The organism is Bradyrhizobium sp. (assembly GCF_028868675.1).
Classification (GTDB): domain Bacteria; phylum Pseudomonadota; class Alphaproteobacteria; order Rhizobiales; family Xanthobacteraceae; genus Bradyrhizobium.
In genome coordinates, this window is the sequence record NZ_JAGWUA010000070.1 from 1 (window position 1) to 21,627 (window position 21,627).

22 protein-coding genes are annotated in these 21,627 nt (G+C 67.0%); 17 read left to right on the forward strand and 5 right to left on the reverse strand.

Features of this window, described 5'->3' with window-relative positions:
* Both KGM94_RS11525 and KGM94_RS11530 read right to left on the reverse strand, forming a co-directional pair.
* Positions 1 to 450 (reverse strand): fasciclin domain-containing protein (locus KGM94_RS11525; protein WP_300258590.1); only part of this gene is annotated, 450 nt, incomplete at its 3' end.
* A gap of 373 nt (positions 451 to 823) precedes the next feature.
* Positions 824 to 1,585, reverse strand: coding sequence for an SDR family NAD(P)-dependent oxidoreductase (locus tag KGM94_RS11530; RefSeq protein ID WP_300258593.1), 762 nt, complete (start codon positions 1,583 to 1,585; stop codon positions 824 to 826).
* Between the two features lie 86 nt (positions 1,586 to 1,671).
* On the opposite strand from KGM94_RS11530, the gene KGM94_RS11535 reads away from it, so the two are divergent.
* Positions 1,672 to 3,201: a malonyl-CoA synthase gene (locus tag KGM94_RS11535; RefSeq protein ID WP_300258596.1), complete on the forward strand. Its 1,530-nt coding sequence runs from the start codon at positions 1,672 to 1,674 to the stop codon at positions 3,199 to 3,201.
* A 49-nt stretch (positions 3,202 to 3,250) separates the two neighbouring features.
* On the opposite strand, the gene KGM94_RS11540 is transcribed toward KGM94_RS11535, so the two are convergent.
* Positions 3,251 to 4,252 carry an adenosine kinase gene (locus tag KGM94_RS11540; RefSeq protein ID WP_300258599.1) on the reverse strand — a complete coding sequence of 334 codons (1,002 nt, stop codon included), beginning with the start codon at positions 4,250 to 4,252 and terminating at the stop codon, positions 3,251 to 3,253.
* 127 nt (positions 4,253 to 4,379) lie between these two features.
* On the opposite strand from KGM94_RS11540, the gene murJ reads away from it, so the two are divergent.
* The 16 genes from murJ (at position 4,380) to KGM94_RS11620 (ending at position 19,408) form a co-directional block, all read left to right on the forward strand.
* On the forward strand, positions 4,380 to 5,924 hold the full coding sequence (gene murJ / locus KGM94_RS11545; protein ID WP_300258602.1) for a murein biosynthesis integral membrane protein MurJ: 1,545 nt from the start codon (positions 4,380 to 4,382) through the stop codon (positions 5,922 to 5,924).
* Between the two features lie 62 nt (positions 5,925 to 5,986).
* Positions 5,987 to 7,039 (forward strand): tryptophan--tRNA ligase, encoded by a 1,053-nt coding sequence (gene trpS / locus KGM94_RS11550; protein ID WP_300258607.1) that lies wholly within the window; start codon positions 5,987 to 5,989, stop codon positions 7,037 to 7,039.
* Positions 7,040 to 7,142: 103 nt separating this feature from the next.
* Positions 7,143 to 7,637, forward strand: coding sequence for a universal stress protein (locus tag KGM94_RS11555; protein WP_300258611.1), 495 nt, complete (start codon positions 7,143 to 7,145; stop codon positions 7,635 to 7,637).
* A 198-nt stretch (positions 7,638 to 7,835) separates the two neighbouring features.
* A complete protein-coding gene (locus KGM94_RS11560) occupies positions 7,836 to 8,405 on the forward strand; it encodes a NifU family protein (RefSeq protein WP_300258614.1) in 570 nt (189 codons plus the stop codon).
* 88 nt (positions 8,406 to 8,493) lie between these two features.
* Entirely contained in the window at positions 8,494 to 9,189 is a 696-nt protein-coding gene (tsaB, locus tag KGM94_RS11565; protein ID WP_300258618.1) for a tRNA (adenosine(37)-N6)-threonylcarbamoyltransferase complex dimerization subunit type 1 TsaB, read from the forward strand.
* Positions 9,186 to 9,671 (forward strand): ribosomal protein S18-alanine N-acetyltransferase, encoded by a 486-nt coding sequence (gene rimI, locus KGM94_RS11570; protein ID WP_300258622.1) that lies wholly within the window; start codon positions 9,186 to 9,188, stop codon positions 9,669 to 9,671. Before tsaB ends, rimI begins: the two co-directional genes overlap by 4 nt.
* Positions 9,672 to 9,711: 40 nt before the next feature.
* Positions 9,712 to 10,167 (forward strand): Fur family transcriptional regulator, encoded by a 456-nt coding sequence (locus tag KGM94_RS11575; protein ID WP_300258626.1) that lies wholly within the window; start codon positions 9,712 to 9,714, stop codon positions 10,165 to 10,167.
* 14 nt (positions 10,168 to 10,181) lie between these two features.
* Positions 10,182 to 10,862: an HAD family hydrolase gene (locus tag KGM94_RS11580; protein WP_300258628.1), complete on the forward strand. Its 681-nt coding sequence runs from the start codon at positions 10,182 to 10,184 to the stop codon at positions 10,860 to 10,862.
* Positions 10,863 to 11,065: 203 nt separating this feature from the next.
* Positions 11,066 to 12,463, forward strand: coding sequence for a tRNA (N6-isopentenyl adenosine(37)-C2)-methylthiotransferase MiaB (gene miaB / locus KGM94_RS11585; protein ID WP_300258630.1), 1,398 nt, complete (start codon positions 11,066 to 11,068; stop codon positions 12,461 to 12,463).
* A gap of 64 nt (positions 12,464 to 12,527) precedes the next feature.
* Positions 12,528 to 13,523 (forward strand): PhoH family protein, encoded by a 996-nt coding sequence (locus KGM94_RS11590; RefSeq protein WP_300258633.1) that lies wholly within the window; start codon positions 12,528 to 12,530, stop codon positions 13,521 to 13,523.
* 56 nt (positions 13,524 to 13,579) lie between these two features.
* Positions 13,580 to 14,077 (forward strand): rRNA maturation RNase YbeY, encoded by a 498-nt coding sequence (gene ybeY / locus KGM94_RS11595; protein ID WP_300258636.1) that lies wholly within the window; start codon positions 13,580 to 13,582, stop codon positions 14,075 to 14,077.
* Positions 14,078 to 14,090: 13 nt separating this feature from the next.
* The gene (locus tag KGM94_RS11600) at positions 14,091 to 15,209 is read left to right on the forward strand and encodes a hemolysin family protein (protein WP_300258639.1); all 1,119 of its coding nucleotides are present in this window, start codon (positions 14,091 to 14,093) and stop codon (positions 15,207 to 15,209) included.
* Entirely contained in the window at positions 15,206 to 16,819 is a 1,614-nt protein-coding gene (gene lnt / locus KGM94_RS11605) for an apolipoprotein N-acyltransferase (RefSeq protein ID WP_300258668.1), read from the forward strand. The genes KGM94_RS11600 and lnt overlap by 4 nt, the downstream gene beginning before the upstream one ends.
* Positions 16,820 to 17,046: 227 nt before the next feature.
* Positions 17,047 to 17,460, forward strand: a complete 414-nt coding sequence (locus tag KGM94_RS11610; RefSeq protein ID WP_300258671.1) for a helix-turn-helix transcriptional regulator — start codon at positions 17,047 to 17,049, stop codon at positions 17,458 to 17,460.
* Between the two features lie 107 nt (positions 17,461 to 17,567).
* A complete protein-coding gene (locus KGM94_RS11615; protein ID WP_300258674.1) occupies positions 17,568 to 18,698 on the forward strand; it encodes a M20 family metallopeptidase in 1,131 nt (376 codons plus the stop codon).
* The gene (locus KGM94_RS11620; RefSeq protein WP_300258677.1) at positions 18,695 to 19,408 is read left to right on the forward strand and encodes a tRNA (guanine(46)-N(7))-methyltransferase TrmB; all 714 of its coding nucleotides are present in this window, start codon (positions 18,695 to 18,697) and stop codon (positions 19,406 to 19,408) included. Before KGM94_RS11615 ends, KGM94_RS11620 begins: the two co-directional genes overlap by 4 nt.
* 21 nt (positions 19,409 to 19,429) lie before the next feature.
* Here KGM94_RS11620 and KGM94_RS11625 read toward each other — a convergent pair whose 3' ends face one another.
* The gene (locus KGM94_RS11625; RefSeq protein WP_300258680.1) at positions 19,430 to 20,278 is read right to left on the reverse strand and encodes a phytanoyl-CoA dioxygenase family protein; all 849 of its coding nucleotides are present in this window, start codon (positions 20,276 to 20,278) and stop codon (positions 19,430 to 19,432) included.
* Between the two features lie 79 nt (positions 20,279 to 20,357).
* Positions 20,358 to 21,440, reverse strand: coding sequence for a DUF2336 domain-containing protein (locus KGM94_RS11630; RefSeq protein ID WP_300258683.1), 1,083 nt, complete (start codon positions 21,438 to 21,440; stop codon positions 20,358 to 20,360).
* Positions 21,441 to 21,627 lie beyond the last annotated feature (187 nt).

The following is a 21,627-nucleotide window of genomic DNA, read 5'->3' on the forward strand; positions in this document are numbered from 1 at the left end:
GATCCAGGTCTTGCCGTCCATCTTCTTGACGGTCAGTTCCTCGCCCTCGGCGGTCTTCAGCTTCTTGCCGTCGGTCAGGTCGGAGGCCTCGAGCTTGCCGGGCACGACATGGTAGGTGAGGATCCTGGTCAGCGTCGCCTTATTCTCGGGCTTGACCAGATCGTCGACGGTGCCGGCCGGCAGCTTGTCGAAGGCGGTGTTGGTCGGCGCGAACACCGTGAACGGGCCCTTGCCTTCCAGGGTCTGCACGAGGCCGGCCGCCTTCACCGCCGCCACCAGCGTGGTGTGATCCTTGGAGTTGACTGCGTTCTGGACGATGTTCTTGGAGGGGAACATCGCGGCGCCGCCGACCATCACGGTCTTTTCCTCGGCGCGAACGGGCGCGACGACGGTCGCGGTGATCGCCAGCGTGCTGAAGGCGGCGGCGAGATAGGCAATACGCTTCGACATGAAGAGTCTCCCGATTGGATGAGGTTGGCAACAACGGCGCTCCGATTTGTTGTCGTGAGATGGAGCGCCGTCGTCGGCCCGAACTACGGGAGGGTTTGCGAAACGGTTTCGGACAATAATTCTTTGTGATCCGTGAAACTTTGCGCCGGGATGTTCGTGGAGGTTCACGCCCGGGCCACATATTCAACTGTCGTCCCGGACAAGCGCAGCGAAGCGGAGCGCCGATCCGGGACCTATAACCACAGGCAGATGTTGTGGCGGGAACTCGGGGTTGCCGACCTGATTCAACAACTTCGTCCTGGGATTATGGGTCCCGGGTTCGCGACTTCGTCGCGCCCCGGGACGACGAGAGGGCGTAGAGCAAGACTGATACTCAATCCCTGCTCTGCGGCGTCTGGATGAAGCCGCGATTGTGGGTCGGGCTGATCAGCACCTCGTTGATGCAGACCCGCGCCGGCATGCTGGCGATGAACGCGATGGTGCGGCCGAGGTCCTCGGACTGCAGCATCCTGGCCTGCTCCTCCTTGCTCGGCACCACCGGGCGCAGTTCCAGGATCGGGGTCGCGACCTCGCCCGGCATCAGGCAGCAGGCGCGCAGGCCGTTGACGCATTCGTCCATGTTGAAGGAATGGGTCAGCGCCAGCACCGCGTGCTTCGTGGTGGTGTAGGCCGGGCCCGGCATCTTCGAGACATGACGGCCGGCCCAGGACGAGACGTTGATGATTGAGCCGTCCTGCTGCCGGCGCATCGCCGGCAGGACCGCCCGCATGCAATAGAGCACGCCGTTGAGGTTGATCTCGACGAGCTTGTTCCAGCCCTCGAGTTCCATCTCGTTCCAGCTCCGCTTCGGCACGTTGACGCCGGCGCTGTTGACCAGGAGATCGATCCGGCCGTGCCGGCTGAGGATCCGGTCGGCCGCCTTCTGGACGTCGGCGGCAATGCTGACATCGAGCGGGATCGCCTCCGCCGCGCCGCCCGCTTTCGTGATCTTCGCAACCACGGAATCCAGCGCCTGCTTGCGCCGGCCCGACACCACCACCGTCCAGCCGTCGGCCGCGAGCGCTTCCGCGCCGGCCTCCCCGATCCCGCTGCCGCCGCCCGTGACCCAGGCCACGCGTTTCCCACCTTTGGTCATGCTAACCGTCTCCGTTGCTTTTTCGGGGCTGTTCTTGCTAATCCAGCCCTCGCTTTTGACCGGCCATTGCCGGCGAGGATAGTTGCATGAACCAAGCCGCCGACGCCAACCTGTTTTCCCGCCTGTTCGATGGTCTGGACGACCCGAAGCGCCTCGCGATCGAGACGCAGGACGGCGACCGCATCACCTATGGCGACTTGATCGAGCGCGCCGGACAGATGGCGAACGTGCTGGTCGAGCGCGGCGTGAAGCCGGGCGACCGCGTGGCGGTGCAGGTCGAAAAGTCCGTCGCCAACATCGTGCTCTATCTCGCCACGGTTCGCGCCGGCGCGGTCTATCTGCCGCTCAACACCGCCTATACGCTCAACGAGCTCGACTACTTCATCACCGATGCCGAGCCGTCGCTGGTGGTCTGCGATCCCGCCAAGGCCGAAGGGCTCGCGGCGATCGCCGCCAAGGTGAAGGCGAAGGTCGAGACGCTCGATGCGGGCGGCAAGGGCTCGCTGACGGAAGCCGCCGACATGGCGAAGAGCGATTTCACCACCGTGCCGCGCGCGAACGACGATCTCGCCGCGATCCTCTACACCTCCGGCACCACCGGCCGCTCCAAGGGCGCGATGCTCACCCACGACAATCTTGCGTCGAACTCGCTGACGCTGGTCGACTACTGGCGCTTCACCGAGAAGGACGTCCTGATCCACGCGCTGCCGATCTATCACACCCACGGCCTGTTCGTGGCGACCAACGTCACGCTGTTCGCTCGGGCGTCGATGATCTTCCTGCCGAGGCTCGACCCCGACCTCATCATCAAGCTGATGGCGCGCGCCACCGTGCTGATGGGCGTGCCGACCTTCTACACGCGCCTGCTGCAGAACCCCGCGCTGTCGCGCGAAACGACCAGGCACATGCGGCTGTTCGTCTCGGGCTCGGCGCCGCTGCTCGCCGACACCCATCGCGAATGGTCGGCGCGCACCGGCCACGCCGTGCTCGAACGCTACGGCATGACCGAGACCAACATGAACACCTCCAACCCCTATGACGGCGAGCGCGTACCCGGCGCGGTCGGGTTTCCCCTGCCCGGCGTCTCCGCTCGCGTCACCGATCCCGAGACCGGCAAGGAGCTCGCGCGCGACGAGATCGGCATGATCGAGGTGAAGGGCCCGAACGTGTTCAAGGGCTACTGGCGCATGCCGGAGAAGACCAAGGCCGAATTCAGGCCCGACGGCTTCTTCATCACCGGCGACCTCGGCAAGATCGACCACAAGGGCTACGTCCACATCCTCGGCCGCGGCAAGGACCTCGTGATCTCGGGCGGCTTCAACGTCTATCCGAAGGAGATCGAGAGCGAGATCGACGCCATGCCGGGCGTGGTCGAGTCGGCCGTGATCGGCGTGCCGCATGCCGATTTCGGCGAAGGCGTCACCGCGGTGCTGGTGCGCCAGCCCGGCGCCAGCGTCGACGAAGCCTCGGTGCTGAAGGCGCTCGACGGGCGTCTCGCCAAGTTCAAGATGCCCAAGCGCGTCTTCGTCGTCGACGAACTGCCGCGCAACACCATGGGCAAGGTGCAGAAGAATATTTTGCGAGATACGTACAAGGATATCTACGCGAAGAAGTAGACGTCGCGTTGCACCCACGCCGTCATTGCAATGACGGCCGGCGCGAAACTTAGATCACCAGCCCGTTCTGCTGCGCCAGCTCCTTCAGCGACACCTGCGGCCGCGCGCCGATGTGCTGGATCACCTCGGCGGCCGCCAGCGCGCCGATCTGGCCGCAGGCCCGGTACGGCAGCTCGCGGGCGAGACCGAACAGGAAGCCGGCGGCGAAGAGATCGCCGGCGCCGGTCGTGTCCACGAGCTCGGCGATCGGAGACGCCGGCACCGCGACGGATTCTTCCGCGGACACCACCATGCAGCCCTTCTCGCTGCGGGTGACGACGCCGAGATTGACGTCGTTGCGCAGCTGCTTCAGCGCGGCGTCGAAATCCGAGGTCATGTAGAGCGCGTGCAGCTCGGACTCGTTGGCGAACACGATGTCGACCGTGCCGTCGCGCATCAGGGACAGGAATTCGTCGCGGTAGCGGTCGACGCAGAAGGAATCCGACAGGGTCAGCGCCACCTTGCGACGGGAATCATGGGCAATCCCGGCCGCCTTGACGAAGGCCTCCTTGGCGTTCTTCGGATCCCAGAGATAGCCCTCGAGATAGACGATGCGGGAGGCTGCGACCTCCGACGGGTCGATGTCCGTCGGCGAGAGGTCCTGCGCCGCGCCGAGATAGGTGTTCATGGTGCGCTCGCCGTCCGGCGTCACCAGGATGTAGGAGCAGCCTGTGGCGGGACCATCCTTGGCGGGGGCGGTCTGGAAGGCGACGCCGGCCGCGCGGATATCGTGCGCATAAAGCCTGCCGATCTGATCGTCCTTGACCTTGCCGACATAGGCTGCGCGCGCCCCGAGGCTCGCAATGCCCACGATGGTGTTGGCGGCCGAGCCGCCCGACACTTCGGTGGCTGGTCCCATGTCGCCGTAGATGGCTGCGGCGCGCGCCTCGTCGATCAGGGACATGCTGCCCTTGGTCATGCCATGCCGGGCCAGGAAGGCCTCGTCGGTCCTGACCAGCACGTCGAACAGCGCGTTGCCGATCCCCAGAACGTCATATTTCGCGTCAGCCATTCACCTTGATCCCGTTGCCCGATTGCGGTTGCGCGGAAAATCCGCTTCCTACGGTGAGAAAGAACCGGCTCGCGGCCTATCACGACCGCCCGGCCGCGAGCAAGCAACGGTATATTGCGCAACGCCGATGATCCGCTCCTTCCTGACCGTGTCGACGGGAACGCTGGCCTCGCGGCTCTTGGGTTTCGCGCGCGATTCCCTGATCGCGGCGCTGCTCGGCACCGGCGCGGTGGCGGATGCCTTTCTCGCCGCCTTCCAGCTCGTCAATGTGGTGCGGCGCCTGCTCAGCGAAGGCGCGCTCAATGCGGCGCTGATCCCGGCCTGGCTGCGCCTGCGGGAGCGCGAGGGCGAAGCGGCCGCGTCCGCCTTCGCCGGCCGCGTGCTCGGCACCGTCAGCGCCACGCTGGTCGCGGTGTCGCTGGTCGTCGGCCTCGCGATGCCGCTGATCCTCACGGCGCTCGCCCCGGGATTCGTCGGGCACGATACGCTCGATCGGGCCGTGCGGGACGCGCGACTGATGCTGCCTTACCTCGCCTTTGCCGGCCCGGTCACCGTGCTGATGGGGTTCCTCAACGCGCAGGGCCGCTTTGCGCTGACCGCGTTCTCGCCGCTCCTGTTCAACATCGCGCTGATCGCCGCGATCGGGGCGCTGCTGCCGTCGCATGCCGACGCCGCTTTCGCCGCCTTCGTGCTGGCGGCAACCGTCGGCGCAGCCGGCCTGCTGCAGCTCCTGATGCTGCTGTCACGACGGAGCGCCGCTCTGGCAAAGCCGCTGCGCGCGACTTTGAACGGCGAAATGCGCGGCTTTTTCGCCAAGGCGATCCCCGGCATGATCGCAAGCTCGGGCCCGCAATGGCTGATGGTGGCCGGCGCGATCATCGCCTCCGCGACGCCGTCCGCCGTGTCCTGGCTCTATTTCGCCAACCGATTGATCGAACTGCCGCTCGGCATCGTCGGCGTCGCCATGGGCGCGGTGCTGGTGCCGGAACTGACCCGCGCAATCGGCAGCGGCGATCGCAACGCGGTCGCGCAGGCCGAATCGCGCGCGCTCGAGCTCGCAACGGGACTGGCCTTGCCGGCAACGCTCGGCCTGATCGTGCTGGCCGAGCCGATCGTGCGGCTGCTGTTCGAGCACGGCGCCTTCGCAGCGAGCGACAGTGCGGCCACCGCGCAGGCGTTGGTCTGGCTCGCGCTGGGGCTGCCGGCTCACGTGCTGATCAAGGCGACCTCGCCCGCCTTTTTTGCGCGCGGCGACACGATGGCGCCGCTGCTCGCCACCCTGAAGGGACTCCTCGTCGCGGTGGTGCTGGCGGTCCTGCTCGGCCATGTCTTCGGCGCGGCCGGAATCGCGGCGAGCATCGCCTGCGGCGCCTGGAGCGGCGCGCTGGCGCTGCTCCGGCGCGGCACCGCCGAGTTCGGCTTCGCGATCGACGCCGCCGCCCGCCGCCGGCTGCCGCGGATCGTGCTCGCCGCGCTCATCATGGGCGGATTGTTGTGGCTGACGACGGGGCTGGCGCCGGAGGCCGCTCACGGCCTGATCAGATTCGTCCTGCTGGGCGTCCAGATCGCGGGCGGGATCGCGGTCTACGCCGTGCTCCTGCAGTTCCTCGGCGCCGCCTCCTGGCGCGAGGCTGCCGGCGCGATCACGGGCGGCGAGCGCGGGACGGGTTGAATTGCACTTGACGGCGCTCCGCCGCTGTTGGAAACGACGGCCCGAAAACCAGGGAAATTGCCATGGCATTCGTTGAACGGGTCTTTTCGGGCGTCCAGCCGACGGGCAATCTGCACCTCGGCAACTATCTCGGCGCCATCGTCAACTTCGTGAAGCTGCAGGACACCCACAACTGCATCTATTGCGTGGTCGACCTGCACGCGATCACGCAGCCCGTGGACGTCTGGGGCGGACCGGCGGAGCTGGCGCGCAACATTCGCGAGGTGACCGCGGCCTTCATTGCCGCCGGCATCGATCCCAAGAAGCACATCGTGTTCAACCAGAGCCAGGTTGCCGAGCACGCCGAGCTCGCCTGGGTGTTCAACTGCGTCGCGCGCATGGGCTGGCTGAACCGCATGACGCAGTTCAAGGAGAAGGCCGGCAAGGATCGCGAGAACGCCTCCGTCGGTCTCTACGACTATCCGGTGCTGATGGCGGCCGACATCCTGCTCTATCGCGCCACCCACGTGCCGGTCGGCGAGGACCAGAAGCAGCATCTCGAGCTCTCGCGCGACATCGCGCAGAAGTTCAACAACGACTTCGGCGATTCCATCCGCAAGCATGGCGGCAATGACGGCCTGTTCTTCCCGCTGCCGGAGCCCCTGATCACGGGACCGGCAACGCGCGTGATGTCTCTGCGCGACGGCACCAAGAAGATGTCGAAGTCGGACGCGTCGGACTATTCGCGCATCAACCTCACCGACGACGCCGACACCATCGCGCAGAAGATCCGCAAGGCGAAGACCGATCCGGAGCCGCTGCCGACGGAGGAGAAGGGCCTGGAGCCGCGGCCCGAGGCCGACAATCTCGTCGGCATCTTCGCGGCGCTGTCCGGCCGCTCCAGGGCGGACGTGCTGCGCGAATTCGGCGGCGGCCAGTTCTCCAGCTTCAAGAATGCGCTGGTGGAATTGTGCGTGGCAAAGCTCTCGCCGATCGCCGGCGAGATGAAGAGGCTGGTCGCCGATCCCGGCCACATCGATGCGATCCTGATCGATGGCGCCGACCGGGCGCGTGCGATCGCGGACGAGACGATGAAGCTGACCAAGGACATCGTCGGCTTCATCCACAGGCGCTGATTGCTGCGCTCGCGAATGCGGCCGGCGAGATTTCGCAGGCCGCCCCTCTCCCAAAGACGCGGCGAGTGTGGCAGCATGTTTGCGGGGATTTGCCGGAACATGCATGACCAGCAAGCGACGATGCTTCGAGCCGGGTCACAAGCCGAAATGCCTGGTCGTCGTTGACGACAGCGCGGAGTGGGATCGCGCGGTCTATTACGCCAGCCGCTGGGCGATCCGCGCAGGCGGCGGCGTGGTGATGCTGCGCGTCATCGAGACCGACGACCAGAACCAGGAATGGCTGGGGGTCGCCGACATCATGCGCGCCGAGGCGCATGAGGACGCCAACGCCGCGCTCGACCGCGCCGCGGGCCGCGCCAACGGCATCGCCGCGATCACCCCGGAGCGCGTGATTCGCGAGGGCCATCCGATGCAGCAGATCCTCGACGTCATCGACCGGGACCCCGATATCGCGGTGCTGGTGCTCGCGGCCAATCCCGGCGCGGAGGGGCCCGGACCGCTGATCGCGCAGCTTGCGCATGCGGTCGGCACCTTCCCGATTCCGCTGACGATCATTTCCGGCAACCTCAGCGACCCCGACGTCGACGCGCTGTCGTAGCTCGCGCCCTCCACGAACTCGGTTCAACCGCACCCGCTTGCGGGGGAGGTCGCGCACTTCCATCGCGACAACCCCGCCATAACACATTGATAAAAAAGTAGAACTTTTCACCTACCCCTTGACCGTGCGTTTGCCGTCGCCATCTGCTAGTGAGTAGCTCACGCGCCGGCCTTGAACCGGCGACGTCCGGAGAAAGCCATGTTCATCCAAACCGAAGCCACCCCCAATCCCGCCACGCTGAAATTCATTCCCGGCCGCGTCGTGCTCGACGGCGGCACCATGGAATTCGCCACCCGCGAGACCGCCACCCGGTCGCCGCTCGCCGAAAAGCTGTTCGAGGTGCCCGGCGTCACCGGCGTATTCTACGGCTCCGACTTCATCACCGTGACCAAAGCGAACGGTGAATGGCAGCAGCTCAAGCCCGCGATCCTCGGCGCCATCATGGAGCACTACATGTCCGGCGCGCCGCTGCTGGCCGACGGCGCGGTCGCCAACGACGACGAGCGCGACGAAGAGGACGAGTTCTACGACGAGGCCGACGCCGAGACCGTCGACATGATCAAGGACCTGATCGAGACCCGCGTGCGGCCCGCAGTCGCCAATGACGGCGGCGACATCACCTTCCGCGGCTTCAAGGACGGCATCGTCTATCTCAACATGAAGGGCGCCTGTTCCGGCTGCCCGTCGTCGACCGCGACGCTGCGGCACGGCATCCAGAACCTGCTCAGGCATTTCGTGCCCGACGTGGTCGAAGTCCGGCCGATGTAAGCAGTGGGCGAATGGTGAGTAGCGAATGGCGAATGGAACCCGGGTCGACTAATCTACTCGCTATTCGCCACTCGCCATTCGTTCCCCCATGCTGATCCTCGCCATCGATACCGCGCTCGACGCCTGCGCCGCCGCCGTGCTCGACACGGAGGCCGGCGCCCTGATCGCGCAGGAATCGCTCCCGATGAAGCGCGGCCACGCCGAAGCGCTGATGCCGCTGATCGCGCGGGTGCGGCAGGCCGCGAACGTCTCCTTCACCGCGCTCGACCGCATCGCGGTCACGACCGGCCCCGGAAGCTTCACCGGTTTGCGCGTCGGCATTTCGGCCGCACGCGGACTTGCGCTCGCAGCCGGCAAGCCGGCGGTAGGCGTGACGACGCTCTCGGCCTATGCCGCTGAAATCGTCAGCCGGAACCGGCCGGCGCCCGTGATCTCCGCAATCGATGCGCGGCACGACCATGTCTACGTCCAGATCGTCGCCGGCGATGGCAGCCAGTTGCTGCGGCCGAGGGTCGCCAGCATCGACGAGGCGATCGCGGCGGCGCAATTCGGCGCGCCGCATCTGGTCGGCAACGCCGCAGGAATTCTCGCCGACCGCTGGTCGAAGGATACGCCGGCGCCGGTCGCCGTCGATGCGCAGCCGGCGCCCGCCATCGCCTGGGTCGCCTGGCTCGGCGCCGCGGCCGACCCCGGCCACGCGCCCGCGCGTCCGTTCTACCTGCGCGCGCCGGATGCGAAGCCGGCCGCTCGGCCACCGCTCGCCGCCCCCGCGGCCGCCCCATGATGAATTGGCTGTGCGAATGGTGGCGCGGCGGCACTGCGGTCGTCGAGCCGGCGGCCGTGCGCGATGCGGCGCGGCTGGCGCAGATCCACGGCGCTTCGTTTGCGCAGGGCTGGGGCGAAAGCGAATTCGAGATCATGATCGGCGAGCGCAACACGCTCGTGCATCGCCTGCGCCTCGGCCGCAGGGTGATCGGCTTCGCCGTGTCGCGGATCGGCGCCGACGAGGCCGAAATCCTCTCGGTGGCGGTCGATTCGGCCCATCGCGGCCGCGGCCTGTCCAGGAGCCTGCTGCTGACTCATATGGGACACCTCGCCGGCCGCGGCGTGCGCACTATATTTCTCGAAGTCGAGGAAAATAATCAACCGGCGCGGCGGCTCTATGCGGCAACGGGATTCGTGGTGGTCGGGCGCCGCGAACGCTACTATAAGCAGGCGAACGGCGAACAGTTGAACGCGCTTCTGATGCGACGCGACTTGTCGTAACATCGGCGGCACGAAGCGCGTCCCCGCGAGGCAGAAGACCATGACCGCACTGAAACCTTCATCGGCGACCAAGGCGTCCGGCATCGAGGCGCGCTGCGCCGCCACCGGCATGCGCATGACCGAGCAGCGCCGCGTCATCGCGCGTGTGCTCGCGGAAGCCGCCGACCATCCCGACGTCGAGGAACTCTACCGGCGCTGCGTGGCGGTCGACGACAAGATCTCGATCTCCACGGTCTATCGCACCGTGAAACTGTTCGAGGACGCCGGCATCATCGAGCGCCACGATTTCCGCGAGGGCCGCGCACGCTACGAGCAGATGCGCGACAGCCATCACGACCACCTGATCAACCTGCGCGACGGCAAGGTGATCGAGTTCACCTCGGAAGAGATCGAGAAGCTGCAGGCCGAGATCGCCCGCAAGCTCGGCTACAAGCTCGTCGATCACCGTCTCGAGCTCTACTGCGTGCCGCTCGACGACGACAAATCCGCAAGCTAAGCATCAAGCTCCTGGTGCTGATCGATCTCGTCATCTTCGACTGCGACGGCGTGCTGGTCGACAGCGAGGTCATCTCCTGTCGCGCGCATGCGGAGGTCCTGAGCCGGCACGGCTATCCCATCACCGCGGACGAGGTCTTGCATCGCTTCCTCGGCGTCTCCGATCTCGAAGCGCGGCGCGCGGTCGAGACGGAGATCGGGCGCAAGCTGCCGGACGACCTGGAAGAGCAGATGAAGGCGGCCGCGCTGCGGCTCTATGCCGGCGAGCTGCAGGCGATCGCGCACGTGGCCTCGGCGATCGCCGCGATCGATCTGCCGAAATGCGTGGCCTCGAGCGGCACGCCGGACAAGATCCGCCACGGCCTGACCTGCGCCGGACTCTACGACCAGCTCGCGCCGCATCTGTTCTCGGCCACGCAGGTGGCGCGCGGCAAGCCGGCGCCAGACCTGTTCCTGTTCGCGGCCGGTCAGATGAACGCTTTGCCGGAAAAATGTCTCGTGATCGAGGACAGCATCCCGGGCGTCACCGGTGCCCGCGCCGCGGGGATGGCCGTGCTCGGCTTTCACGGCGGCAGCCACTGCCCGCCCGGTCATGCCGCCAGGCTGCGCACGGCCGGCGCGGCGCTGACGTTCGACGACATGCGGCAATTGCCGGAGCTGGTCCGGCGGCTGGACGCGCTGACGGCAGCAGGCTGAAGCACTTGAACGCCGTCATTCCGGGACACCTGCAAGGCGCGCGAACCCGAAATCCGACGATTTGGCGCGAGATTCGGGGTTCGATGCCGGCGCAGTGGCCCCGGAATGACGCCTGAATGCTGCTCCGGAACTGGATTTTCGGCCCTCCAGCCTATATTTGAGCGAGGCCGACAGGCCTTTCTTCCACCGCACCTTTGGGTTCCATGACGCCGCCGCGCAAGCTGCACATCAAATCTTATGGCTGCCAGATGAACGTCTACGATGCCCAGCGCATGGTGGACACGCTGGCCCCGGAAGGATTCGTGGAAACGGCCAGCGCCGAGGACGCCGACCTCGTCATCCTCAACACCTGCCACATCCGCGAGAAGGCCTCCGAAAAGGTCTATTCCGAGCTCGGGCGGCTGCGCCTCGCCAAGGACGAGGCGGCGCGCGGGGGCCGCACCATGCAGATCGCGGTCGCCGGCTGCGTCGCGCAGGCCGAGGGCGAAGAGATCGTGCACCGCGCTCCCGTGGTCGACGTCGTGGTCGGGCCGCAGAGCTATCACCATCTGCCCGAGCTGTTGAAGCGCGCCGGCCGCGAGGGCCGCGCGATCGAGACCGAGTTTCCCCCCGAAGACAAGTTCGGCTTCCTGGCGCAGCCCAGGCCCGAGGCGATCCGCAGCCGGGGCATCTCGGCGTTCGTCACCGTGCAGGAAGGCTGCGACAAGTTCTGCAGCTTCTGCGTGGTGCCCTACACGCGCGGCGCGGAAGTCTCGCGGCCGGTCGCCAAAATCGTCGACGACGTGAAGCGGCTCGCCGACAACGGCGTGCGCGAGCTCACGCTGATCGGCCAGAACGTCAACGCCTATCATGGCGAAGGCCCGGACGGACAAAGCTGGCCGCTCGGCAGGCTGCTCGCGCATCTCGCGGAGGTTCCCGGCATCGCGCGGCTGCGCTACTCGACCAGCCATCCCCGCGACGTCGATGACAGTTTGATTGCGGCCCATCGAGACCTTCCCGGCCTGATGCCCTTCGTGCACCTGCCGGTGCAGTCGGGCTCGGACCGGATTCTCGCGGCCATGAACCGCAGACATACCGCCGATGACTATCGCCGCGTCATCGACCGTTTTCGCGCCGCTCGCCAAGACATTGCTTTTTCTTCGGATTTCATCGTGGGTTTCCCCGGCGAAACCGAACAGGATTTTCGCGCCACCCTCGCGCTGATCGCGCAAATCGGCTACGCTGCGGCTTATTCGTTCAAATATTCCGCCCGGCCGGGAACACCGGCCGCGGAGATTCAGGAGACGGTGTCCCCAGGCGAGATGGACCAGCGATTGGAGCGGCTCCAGGAGTTGATCGACAGCCAGCAATCGGCCTTCAACAAGGCGGCGATTGGCGCGACCGTGGACGTACTGTTCGAGCGCGAGGCGCGCAAGGCGGGCCAGATCGTCGGCCGCACCGCCTACCTGCAGCCCGCGCATGTGATGGCCTCGCCCGACATCATTGGCAAGATCCTGCCGGTGCGGATCGACAGCCTGGAACGCTACAGCCTGCTCGGCGAGCTCGTGACGCCCGGGGTTTCGCGCGCGCCCGAATTATCATCCATGGCCCCTGGAGCCTGAACCCTTGCCAAAAAGCGCATCGGATTCGCCTTCACTCGCTCCCAGCCGCAAATTTGACCGCGACATGCAAGTTCCGCCCGAAACCCAGGTCGTCATCGACTTCGACGACAACCGCGCCGCGTCCGCTCTCGTCGGTCCGTACGGACAGAATCTCGCGCAGATCGAGCGGCGGCTCGGCGTCATCGTGGACTCCCGCGGCAACCACATCACCATCGGCGGCACGCGCGACGGCTGCGATGCCGCGCGCCGCGTGCTGGAGACGCTCTACGCCCAGGCGCTGCAGGGCCACGATCTCGACCAGGGCGAGGTCGAAGGCGCGATCCGCGCCGTGATCGCGCAGGGGTCGCTGTTCGAGTTCGATGCCAAGGCGGCGCGCTCGACCTTCGAAAGCATCAACCTGCGCAAGCGCCCGGTGCGCGCGCGCACAGCGGCGCAGGATTCCTACATCCGCGCGCTGAAGCGCCACGAGCTGGTGTTCGGGATCGGCCCCGCCGGCACCGGCAAGACCTGGCTCGCAGTCGCCCACGCCGCGCAGCTGTTCGAGCGCAAGGAAGTCGACCGCATCATCCTCTCCCGCCCCGCCGTCGAGGCCGGCGAGCGGCTCGGTTTCCTGCCCGGCGATCTCCGCGAGAAGGTCGATCCGTATCTGCGCCCGATCTACGACGCGCTCTACGACCTGATGGACGCGCGCATCGTCGAGCGCGCGCTGCAGAGCGGCGAGATCGAGATCGCGCCGCTCGCCTTCATGCGCGGCCGCACGCTCACCAACGCCGTCATCATCCTGGACGAGGCCCAGAACACCACCTCGATGCAGATGAAGATGTTCCTGACCCGCCTCGGCGAGAACAGCCGCATGATCGTGACCGGCGACCCGTCGCAGGTCGATCTGCCGAACGGCCAGACCTCGGGCCTGTCGGAGGCGACGCGCCTGTTGAACGGCGTCGAGGGCATCGCCCAGGTCAATTTCACCGCCGAGGACGTGATCCGCCACGAGCTCGTGGCGCGGATCGTCGCCGCCTACGAGGGCTCGCCGCAGCGGCCGGCCGCCGGCAAGCCCTAACGAGAGAAGGCCGGACACACGGACGCGAGCCCGCTCACTCCGTTCCAGACAACGCCATGCCGCATTCCAACCTTCCCATGACCGAGGTGCTCGTCACCGCCGATTGCTGGCGGAACGAGCCCAATGCGGAAACCGTGATCCAGCGTGCGATCGCGGCCGCCGCCGGAACGGTCGACGACGACGTCGCGGACGCCGAACTGGCCGTCATGCTGACCGACGATTCCGGCATCCGCACCCTCAACGCCAATTGGCGCGGCATCGACAAGCCGACCAACGTGCTGTCGTTTCCGGCGCTGCAGAGCGAAGGCGACCGCGGGCCCGACGACGCGCCGCGGATGCTGGGCGACATCGCGATCGCCTACGAGACCATGCGGCGCGAGGCCAACGACGAACAGAAGCCGTTCGACCATCATCTGAGCCATCTCGCGGTGCACGGTTTCCTGCATCTGATCGGCTACGACCACGATAAGGACGACGACGCGGAGGAGATGGAAGCGCTCGAACAGGACATCCTGGCCCGGCTCGGCATTCCCGACCCCTATGCAGACCGCTGACGGATGGATTGAAATGCCGGATTCCGAACCGATCCACGACAATCCGCGCAACACCCGAAATCTGCCCGCGGTGGTGCAGCCGGGCGAGATCGCGCGCGCGCCGGCGGAAAACTGGCTGCTGCGCGCCATCCGCACCCTGTTCGGCTGGAAGGCGGGTTCGGTTCGCGACGACCTGCAGATCGTGCTCGACGCCTCGACGCCCGACGACGCCGGCTTCTCCGCCGTCGAGCGCACCATGCTGCGCAACATCCTCAATCTGCACGAGCGCCGCATCGCCGACGTCATGGTGCATCGCGCCGACATCATCGCGGTGAAGCGCGACATCCCGCTCGGCGAATTGATGGACCGGTTCGAGAGCGCGGGCCATTCGCGTCTCGTCGTCTACAACGAGACGCTCGACGATCCCGAAGGCATCGTGCACATCCGCGATCTCCTGGCATTCATGACGGCGCGGGCGCGGGTGTCGGGAACCGCGAAGACCAAGCGCAAGAAGCCGCCGCCCGCGGGGCTCGACCTGCGCGCGATCGATCTCGCGCTGCCGCTCTGCGAGGCCAACATCATCCGCAAGCTATTGTTCGTGCCGCCGTCGATGCGGGCGATCGACCTGCTCGCGCAGATGCAGGCCTCGCGCATCCACCTCGCGCTCGTGGTCGACGAGTATGGCGGCAGCGACGGGCTGGTCTCGATCGAGGACATCGTCGAGCAGATCGTCGGCGAGATCGACGACGAGCACGACAGCGACGAGCCGCCCTCGATCGTGCGCCAGCTCGACAACTCCTTCATCGCGGACGCGCGCGCGAGCCTTGGCGACGTCCGCTCGGTGATCGGCGAGGACTTCATCACCGGTGAGGCCGGCGAGGAGGTGGCCACGCTCGGCGGCTATCTCGTCAGCTTCGTCGGCCGGCTGCCGGTGCGCGGCGAGGTGATCTCCGGGCCCGGCAATTACGAGGTGGAAGTGCTCGACGCCGACCCGCGGCGCGTCAAGCGCCTGCGGATCGCGCCGCGCAAGGAGCGGCCGGCGCCGCGCATCCAGCGCGAGAGCCGGCGCCGCGAGGCGGCGCCGGACGCCGGTCAGCCGCCGTCCGGCGATACGCCGAATCCGCCGCCCGGCGACGGGGCCGGCACGCAGTGACGATCCCCGCCCAGCTCCGAACCGTCGCTCTTGCCGTCATCCTGACCTGGGGATGGAAGCGTGCGCTCGTTGCGATGGGTGCGGGCGCGCTGTCGGTGCTGGCGATGGCGCCATTCCATGCCTGGCCTGTCCTGTTCGTGACATTTCCCGTGCTGGTCTGGCTGATCGACGGGGCCGGCGGCGGACGGCTCGGCGGGATTCCCGCCGCAGCCCTGACCGGCTACTGGTTCGGGCTCGGCTATTTCGTGCCCGGCCTGTACTGGATCGGCTACGCCTTCTTCGTCGACGCCCAGACCTTCGCCTGGCTGACGCCCTTCGCGGTGCTCGGCCTGCCGGCCTATCTCGCGCTGTTTCCGGCCGCCGGATGCGCGCTGGCCCGGCTGCTCTGGACCAAGGATGCCGCGCGAATCCTCGCGCTCGCCGCGAGCCTCACCATCGGCGAATGGCTGCGCGGCCACGCGCTGACCGGCTTCCCCTGGAACGCTTTCGGCTATGCCCTGTCCGAGCCGCTGCCGCTGGCCCAGACGGCTTCGCTGATCGGCCTCTGGGGCATGACGTTCCTTGCCGTTGCGATCTTCGCCAGCCCCGCGGTCCTGATCGACCGTACGGCGGAACGGCGGACGTCGTGGCGCGTGCCGGCCGCAGCCGTCACGCTGCTCCTCGCCATGGGCATTTTCGGCGCGGTCCGCCTGTCGCTGCATCCGACCGCGATGGTGGCGGGCGCCAAACTGCGCCTGATGCAGCCGAACCTGCAGCAGGACGCCAAGTTCAACTACTCCGCGAAAGCGGAGGTGATGAAAAAATATCTGGCGTTGTCGGACCGCGCGTCCGGGCCGCAATCGAGCGGTGTGCACGACGCCACCATCCTGATCTGGCCGGAATCCGCCTTTCCGTTCTTCCTGACCCGCGAGGCGGACGCAATGGCGCAAATCGCCGACCTCCTGCCGAAGGGGACGGTGCTGATCACCGGTTCGGTCCGCGCGCCCGACCTGCCGCCCGGCCATCGGATCACGCGCGCCTACAACTCGATCTACGTGATCGATCACGACGGCAGCGTGCTTGCGGTCTACGACAAGCTGCATCTGGTCCCGTTCGGGGAATTCCTCCCCTTCCAGGACCTGATGGAGCGGCTTGGATTCGAGCAACTGACCCGTGTCCAGGGCGGGTTCATCCCGGGCAGCGTGCGGCATGCGCTGCCGGTCCCGGGCGTGCCGCGGGCCCTGCCGCTGATCTGCTACGAGGCGATCTTTCCCGACGACGTCGCCGGACGCAGCGAGCGGCCGGGCTGGATCGTCAACCTGACCAATGACGGCTGGTTCGGAATCTCCACCGGTCCGTTTCAGCACCTGGAGCAGGCGCGGATGCGCTCGATCGAGCTCGGCCTGCCGCTGGTCCGCTCTGCAAACACCGGCATCTCCGCAGTGATCGATCCCGTGGGACGGACCGTCGCGAGCCTCAGCCTCGGCATCGAAGGCATTCTGGATGCAGGCCTGCCCGCCGCGATTTCACCGACGGTCTATGCAAGGGTCGGCGACGTCCCGGCCGCCATCATCATCGCGATCGCCGTCATCTTCGCGGTGCGGCGGCGCGTTGCCGGACGGCAGCCCTGATCGCTTGCTCCCTGCCGCGCCGTCCGGAAGTTTTTGACAACCGTAATCCCCCGGTTGACAGACCGATGGCGGCCTCCGCATTCTGACCCCGCTTGCAGCAAGACAGCGGCACATTGCTAAATTTCTCCGCAATGTTTCCTAAAAGTCGAAAGCGCGAATTTTGACGATGTTGGCACCTGACGCATATTCCCCTGTTGCGCCAATGGTGGTCTGAGGAGGCAGAGGAGATGTCGAAAGCGCCCAACCCTGTTGACAAGTATGTCGGCAGTCGCGTGCGTATGCGCCGCATCATGTTGGGCATGAGTCAGGAGAAGCTCGGCGAAGCGCTCGGCCTGACGTTTCAGCAGATCCAGAAATACGAGAAGGGCACCAATCGCGTCGGGGCGAGCCGCATCCAGCAGATCGCGGAAATCCTCCAGGTGCCGGTGTCGTTCCTTTTCGAAGGCGGCCCGAGCGGCATGGCCGGGCCGGACGGCTTTGCCGAAGGCGCCTCTCCTTCCTACGTCTCCGACTTCCTCGCGACGTCCGAGGGGCTCGCCCTGACGCGAGCCTTCACCCGCATCACCGATTCCAAGCTGCGTCGCTCGATCGTCGATCTCGTCGAGCAGATTGCCGCCCGCGAGGGCCCGGACAAGCGCTAGCGCGGCCATCGCCCGAACCTCGATGCCGGATCAAGACTGGCCTATGTCGCCGCCTCCGGCGCGCGTATAAGGGCGCGATCGTTCCCCATGCGAGGCCGACTGCCGACATGCCGCCCACTTCAAATCCGTTCGACCCCGCGACCATTCTCGAAGGTATCCGCCGCTGGGTGGAGATCGAGACGCCGACGGACGCGCCGGAGCAGGTCAACAGGCTCGCCTCCGTGGTCACGGAGCAGTACCGCGACCTGCCCGCAACCATCGAGCGCATGGCGGGCAGGAGCGGCTGCGGCGATCATCTCGTGGTGCGGTCGGCATGGGGCCAGGACGAGCCGGGCATCCTGGTGCTCAGCCATCTCGACACCGTGCATCCCATGGGATTCATCGAGCGGCTACCGTTCAGGATCGAGGGCGACAGCGCCTTCGGCCCCGGCATCTACGACATGAAGGGCGGCGCCTACCTCGCCTATCACGCCTTCCGCGAGCTCTGCGCCGCGCAGGACCGCTCGCCGCTCGGCATCACCCACATGTTCACCTCGGACGAGGAGATCGGCAGCCCGACCTCGCGTGCGCTGATCGAGGCCGAAGGCCGCAAGGCGAGACACGTATTGGTGACGGAGCCGGCGCGCGACGGCGGCAAGATCGTCACCGGACGCAAGGGCGTCGGGCGGTTCGAGGTCTTCATCAAGGGCGTGCCCGCGCATGCCGGCACGCGGCCCGAGGACGGCCGCAGCGCCATCCGCGAGCTCGCCAACGTGATCCAGGCGCTGGAGGCGATGAACGATCTGAAGCGCGGCGTCACCGTCAATGTCGGCGTGGTGCGCGGCGGCACGCGCCCCAACGTCACGCCGGAAGAAGCCTATGCCGAGGTCGATCTGCGCGTGCCCGGAGTCGTCGACGCCGATGAGTTCGTCGGCAGGATCCTCGGGCTGACGTCGCGGACCGAAGGCGTCTCCGTCAGGGTTACGGGCGAGCTCAACCGGCCGCCCTACGAGAAGAGCAATTCCGGCGCCTCGCTCTACGAGCATGCCAGAGGGCTCGCCGCCGAGCTCGGTTTCGAACTCGTCGACACCCACACCGGCGGCGGCTCGGACGGCAATTTCACCGCGGCCCATACCGGAACGCTCGACGGGCTCGGCGTCGACGGCAAGGGCGCGCATACCCATTACGAGCAGCTCTACATCTCGTCGCTCGAGCCCCGCGCGCGGCTGCTCCATCGCCTGTACCAGACGCTGCGATGAACGGGGACGATTTCGACGATCGCCGCGCCGAGGACGGCGAGCGCGCGTTCTTCGGCCGCCGCAAGGGGCACAAGCTCAGGCAGCACCAGGCCGGTCTGATCGAACACCTGCTACCGCATCTCGCGCTGGACCTCGTGCAAGCCTCGCCGGCGAATGCCGGCGACATCTTCAGTCCGGCGGCGGAGGACGTCCGGCTCGAGATCGGCTTCGGCGGCGGCGAGCATCTTGCCGCGGAAGCGCTGGCCGCTCCGGCGACGGGCTTCATCGGCTGCGAGCCCTATGTCAACGGCATGGCGAAGATCCTGGCGCAGATCGAGGCGCACAATATCGGCAATGTCCGCCTGTTCGCCGGCGACGCCGCCGAGCTGCTCGCCTGGCTGCCGAAGGCCTCGCTGTCGCGGATCGACCTGATCCATCCCGATCCCTGGCCGAAGCGACGGCACTGGAAGCGGCGCTTCGTCCAGGACAGGACCATCGCGGCCATGGCGCGCGTGATCGAGCCCCACGGCGAATTCCGCTTCGTCTGCGACATCGACGATTACTGCGCCTGGACGCTGTCGCACATGGCGCGCTCGCCGGACTTCACCTGGCTCGCCGAACGCGCCGACGACTTCCGGCTGCCCTGGGCGGGCTACACCATGACGCGATACGGCGGAAAGGCCGCGCGCGAGGGACGCAAGGCGGCATATTTGCGGTTTCGCAGGGTGTGATTTTCCAGCGTCATTCCGGGGCTATCCCTTCGCCGCCTCGGCCATCCGCGCCTTCTTCACGTCGGTCGCTTCCCACACCATGCGCTTGCCGCGCTCGCGGCCCAGGAGCTCGATCGGGTCGTGGTTGTCGATGTGGCCGAACTGCCCCTTGTAGACGCTGTAGCCGCAGAGCTCCTGCAGCCGGCGGGGAAAACGCATCGCGGTGTCGCGGGGGATGCCGAGCTGCAGGTTTTCCTGCTGGCGCATCCAGCCCCAGCAATAGGCGCAGGAGAACGCGAAGCGCCGCTCCGGCGAGGTGTTGGCGCCGCCGCCGTGCCACAGCGCGCTGTCGAACAGCATGACGCTGCCGGCCGGCATGGTCGCCGTCACGGCCTCATAGTTTTTGCCGTATTCGGGCGCGCGATCGTATTTGTGGCTGCCGGGAACGATGCGCGTCGCGCCATTGTCATGGCGAAAATCGGACACCGCCCAGATCGCGTTGAGCACGATCGGGATGTGCGGGCGCGGCAGCGGGATCAGCTGGGTGTCCTCGTGGATCGGCTGTGCCTCCTGGCCGGGCCCCAGCACCAGCGAGCAGAACGAGGACAGCAGGCACTCCCTGTCCAGCACGTGCTCGACGATCGGCAGCACGTTTTCGTGCAGCGGCACTTCCCAGAACACGTCGTCATAGGTCAGGAGGTTGTTGACGCGCAGCGTCTTGAACCCTTCGAACGAGGTCTTGGCGGGACCGAGATCGTGCTCACGCTCGATGCGCAACACCGCCGCCTTCAATCCCTCGACCAGCGCGGCGTCGGCGGCGCGCTCGATTATCGTAAAGCCGTCGTCGCGGATTCGTTTCGCGTGTGTCTCGATCTGCGCCTCGCCGAGCATTCCGACCTCCGTCGCCCGGCGCTGTGCCGCGCCGTTGCGGAAGCAGGATAACGCGATGCGGATCGGCTTGGAAAGCGGCTCAGATGGTCTGGTGGGTGCACCAGAAGTTCACCACACGCTCGGCAGTCGTGGGCATCAGCCGCGCGAAATTCACCCGCGACGCCTCGATATCGGCATCGGCGGGCGCGCGTTGCGGCCCGAACCAGAGCAGAATCAGCGCACGGACCGTCGGCCAACCCAGATTCAGCACCCGGCCCAGGATCAGCACCGGATCGTAACGGTCGCCGGCCATCAGGCGGTCGAGGACCGAGAGCTTCACGCCCGACATGGTGGCGAGAGCGGCAATCGATTCCTCGTATTTGCCGGCCTTGGCGAAGCCGAGCAGCGCGCTCTCGGTGAGATGCCCTTCGCCATGCAGCGCGAGCACGGTGCGCTGTGCCCCGGTGTAGTCGCGCCGCGGGCCCGGCGGCAGACCGGCCTCCTCGATCTCGCTCATCGCGCGCCTGATCTCGGACTGGCGCGCCGGCGTGACCACGGTGGACAGGCGGCGGCGGATGACGTCGAGCGTTCCGCCCAGCAGCTCCTTGAGCTGTTCGCCCGAGAGGTCGTCGCGCTGGCCGATCTTCAGCGTCAGGACGCCGTCCCGGGACGCGCGCTTGATCAGCTCCGAATACCCGCTGGGCGAGAATTCCGCACCGGCATTGCCGGCGGCGCGCCGGACCACGTCGCGATCGCCGCGCTCGACCAGCACGTCGGTGACGTCGGCCGACAATTTCGGCCGCTCCGTCATCGCCAGGAGGTGGTCCTGGCCCTTCAGACGCGCGATCTCGATCAGCGCCGCGTCGTCGAGCACGGGCGAGCGACGCAGCACGGGGCCGGCTACCTGCAGTTCGTTCTCGCGTGCGAGCTGATCGACGAGATGACGCGGGGCGTTGGCAAGCTGGGAAAAGCGCTCGGCGAGGTCGACGCGCGCCTGCAGATCGGCCTGCGGCACCAGGTCGACCAGCAGATCGTCGAACAGGTCGACGAGTTCGGGCTGGAATTTGGCGGCGTCCCGGAAGAACAGTTCGGCGATGGCGCGCGCGACGTCGCTGCGACGCCTGGGGTCGCCGCGCTTGACGATCTCGTCCAGTCCGGGAATGAGCGACGTGGCAACGGCCATGGAACACAACTCGAATCGGACACACCGCGGGCGCGCGAAAATGCGAGCCAGCACGCCGCCGGCCGTAATCTAGGCCATCGCTGGTGAAGGAAGGGTTAGGCGGGGGCGGACAAAAAGCGCGCTTGCGGACGGGCCGGGCCTTGTCGGACAGGACAAAAAGGGCTATATCGCGGGCAACTTAATCTTC

Bases quoted from the DNA above. Each gene is read 5' to 3' on its own strand.
- miaB (WP_300258630.1), top strand. From the start codon at position 11,066: ATGACGCCGCCGCGCAAGCTGCACATCAAATCTTATGGCTGCCAGATG.
- KGM94_RS11610 (WP_300258671.1), top strand. From the start codon at position 17,047: ATGTCGAAAGCGCCCAACCCTGTTGACAAGTATGTCGGCAGTCGCGTG.
- trpS (WP_300258607.1), top strand. From the start codon at position 5,987: ATGGCATTCGTTGAACGGGTCTTTTCGGGCGTCCAGCCGACGGGCAAT.
- KGM94_RS11555 (WP_300258611.1), top strand. From the start codon at position 7,143: ATGACCAGCAAGCGACGATGCTTCGAGCCGGGTCACAAGCCGAAATGC.
- ybeY (WP_300258636.1), top strand. From the start codon at position 13,580: ATGCCGCATTCCAACCTTCCCATGACCGAGGTGCTCGTCACCGCCGAT.
- KGM94_RS11590 (WP_300258633.1), top strand. From the start codon at position 12,528: ATGCAAGTTCCGCCCGAAACCCAGGTCGTCATCGACTTCGACGACAAC.
- KGM94_RS11625 (WP_300258680.1), bottom strand. From the start codon at position 20,278: ATGCTCGGCGAGGCGCAGATCGAGACACACGCGAAACGAATCCGCGAC.
- rimI (WP_300258622.1), top strand. From the start codon at position 9,186: ATGATGAATTGGCTGTGCGAATGGTGGCGCGGCGGCACTGCGGTCGTC.
- murJ (WP_300258602.1), top strand. From the start codon at position 4,380: ATGATCCGCTCCTTCCTGACCGTGTCGACGGGAACGCTGGCCTCGCGG.
- KGM94_RS11560 (WP_300258614.1), top strand. From the start codon at position 7,836: ATGTTCATCCAAACCGAAGCCACCCCCAATCCCGCCACGCTGAAATTC.
- KGM94_RS11615 (WP_300258674.1), top strand. From the start codon at position 17,568: ATGCCGCCCACTTCAAATCCGTTCGACCCCGCGACCATTCTCGAAGGT.
- KGM94_RS11540 (WP_300258599.1), bottom strand. From the start codon at position 4,252: ATGGCTGACGCGAAATATGACGTTCTGGGGATCGGCAACGCGCTGTTC.
- KGM94_RS11600 (WP_300258639.1), top strand. From the start codon at position 14,091: ATGCCGGATTCCGAACCGATCCACGACAATCCGCGCAACACCCGAAAT.
- tsaB (WP_300258618.1), top strand. From the start codon at position 8,494: ATGCTGATCCTCGCCATCGATACCGCGCTCGACGCCTGCGCCGCCGCC.
- KGM94_RS11535 (WP_300258596.1), top strand. From the start codon at position 1,672: ATGAACCAAGCCGCCGACGCCAACCTGTTTTCCCGCCTGTTCGATGGT.
- KGM94_RS11575 (WP_300258626.1), top strand. From the start codon at position 9,712: ATGACCGCACTGAAACCTTCATCGGCGACCAAGGCGTCCGGCATCGAG.
- KGM94_RS11620 (WP_300258677.1), top strand. From the start codon at position 18,695: ATGAACGGGGACGATTTCGACGATCGCCGCGCCGAGGACGGCGAGCGC.
- KGM94_RS11630 (WP_300258683.1), bottom strand. From the start codon at position 21,440: ATGGCCGTTGCCACGTCGCTCATTCCCGGACTGGACGAGATCGTCAAG.
- KGM94_RS11530 (WP_300258593.1), bottom strand. From the start codon at position 1,585: ATGACCAAAGGTGGGAAACGCGTGGCCTGGGTCACGGGCGGCGGCAGC.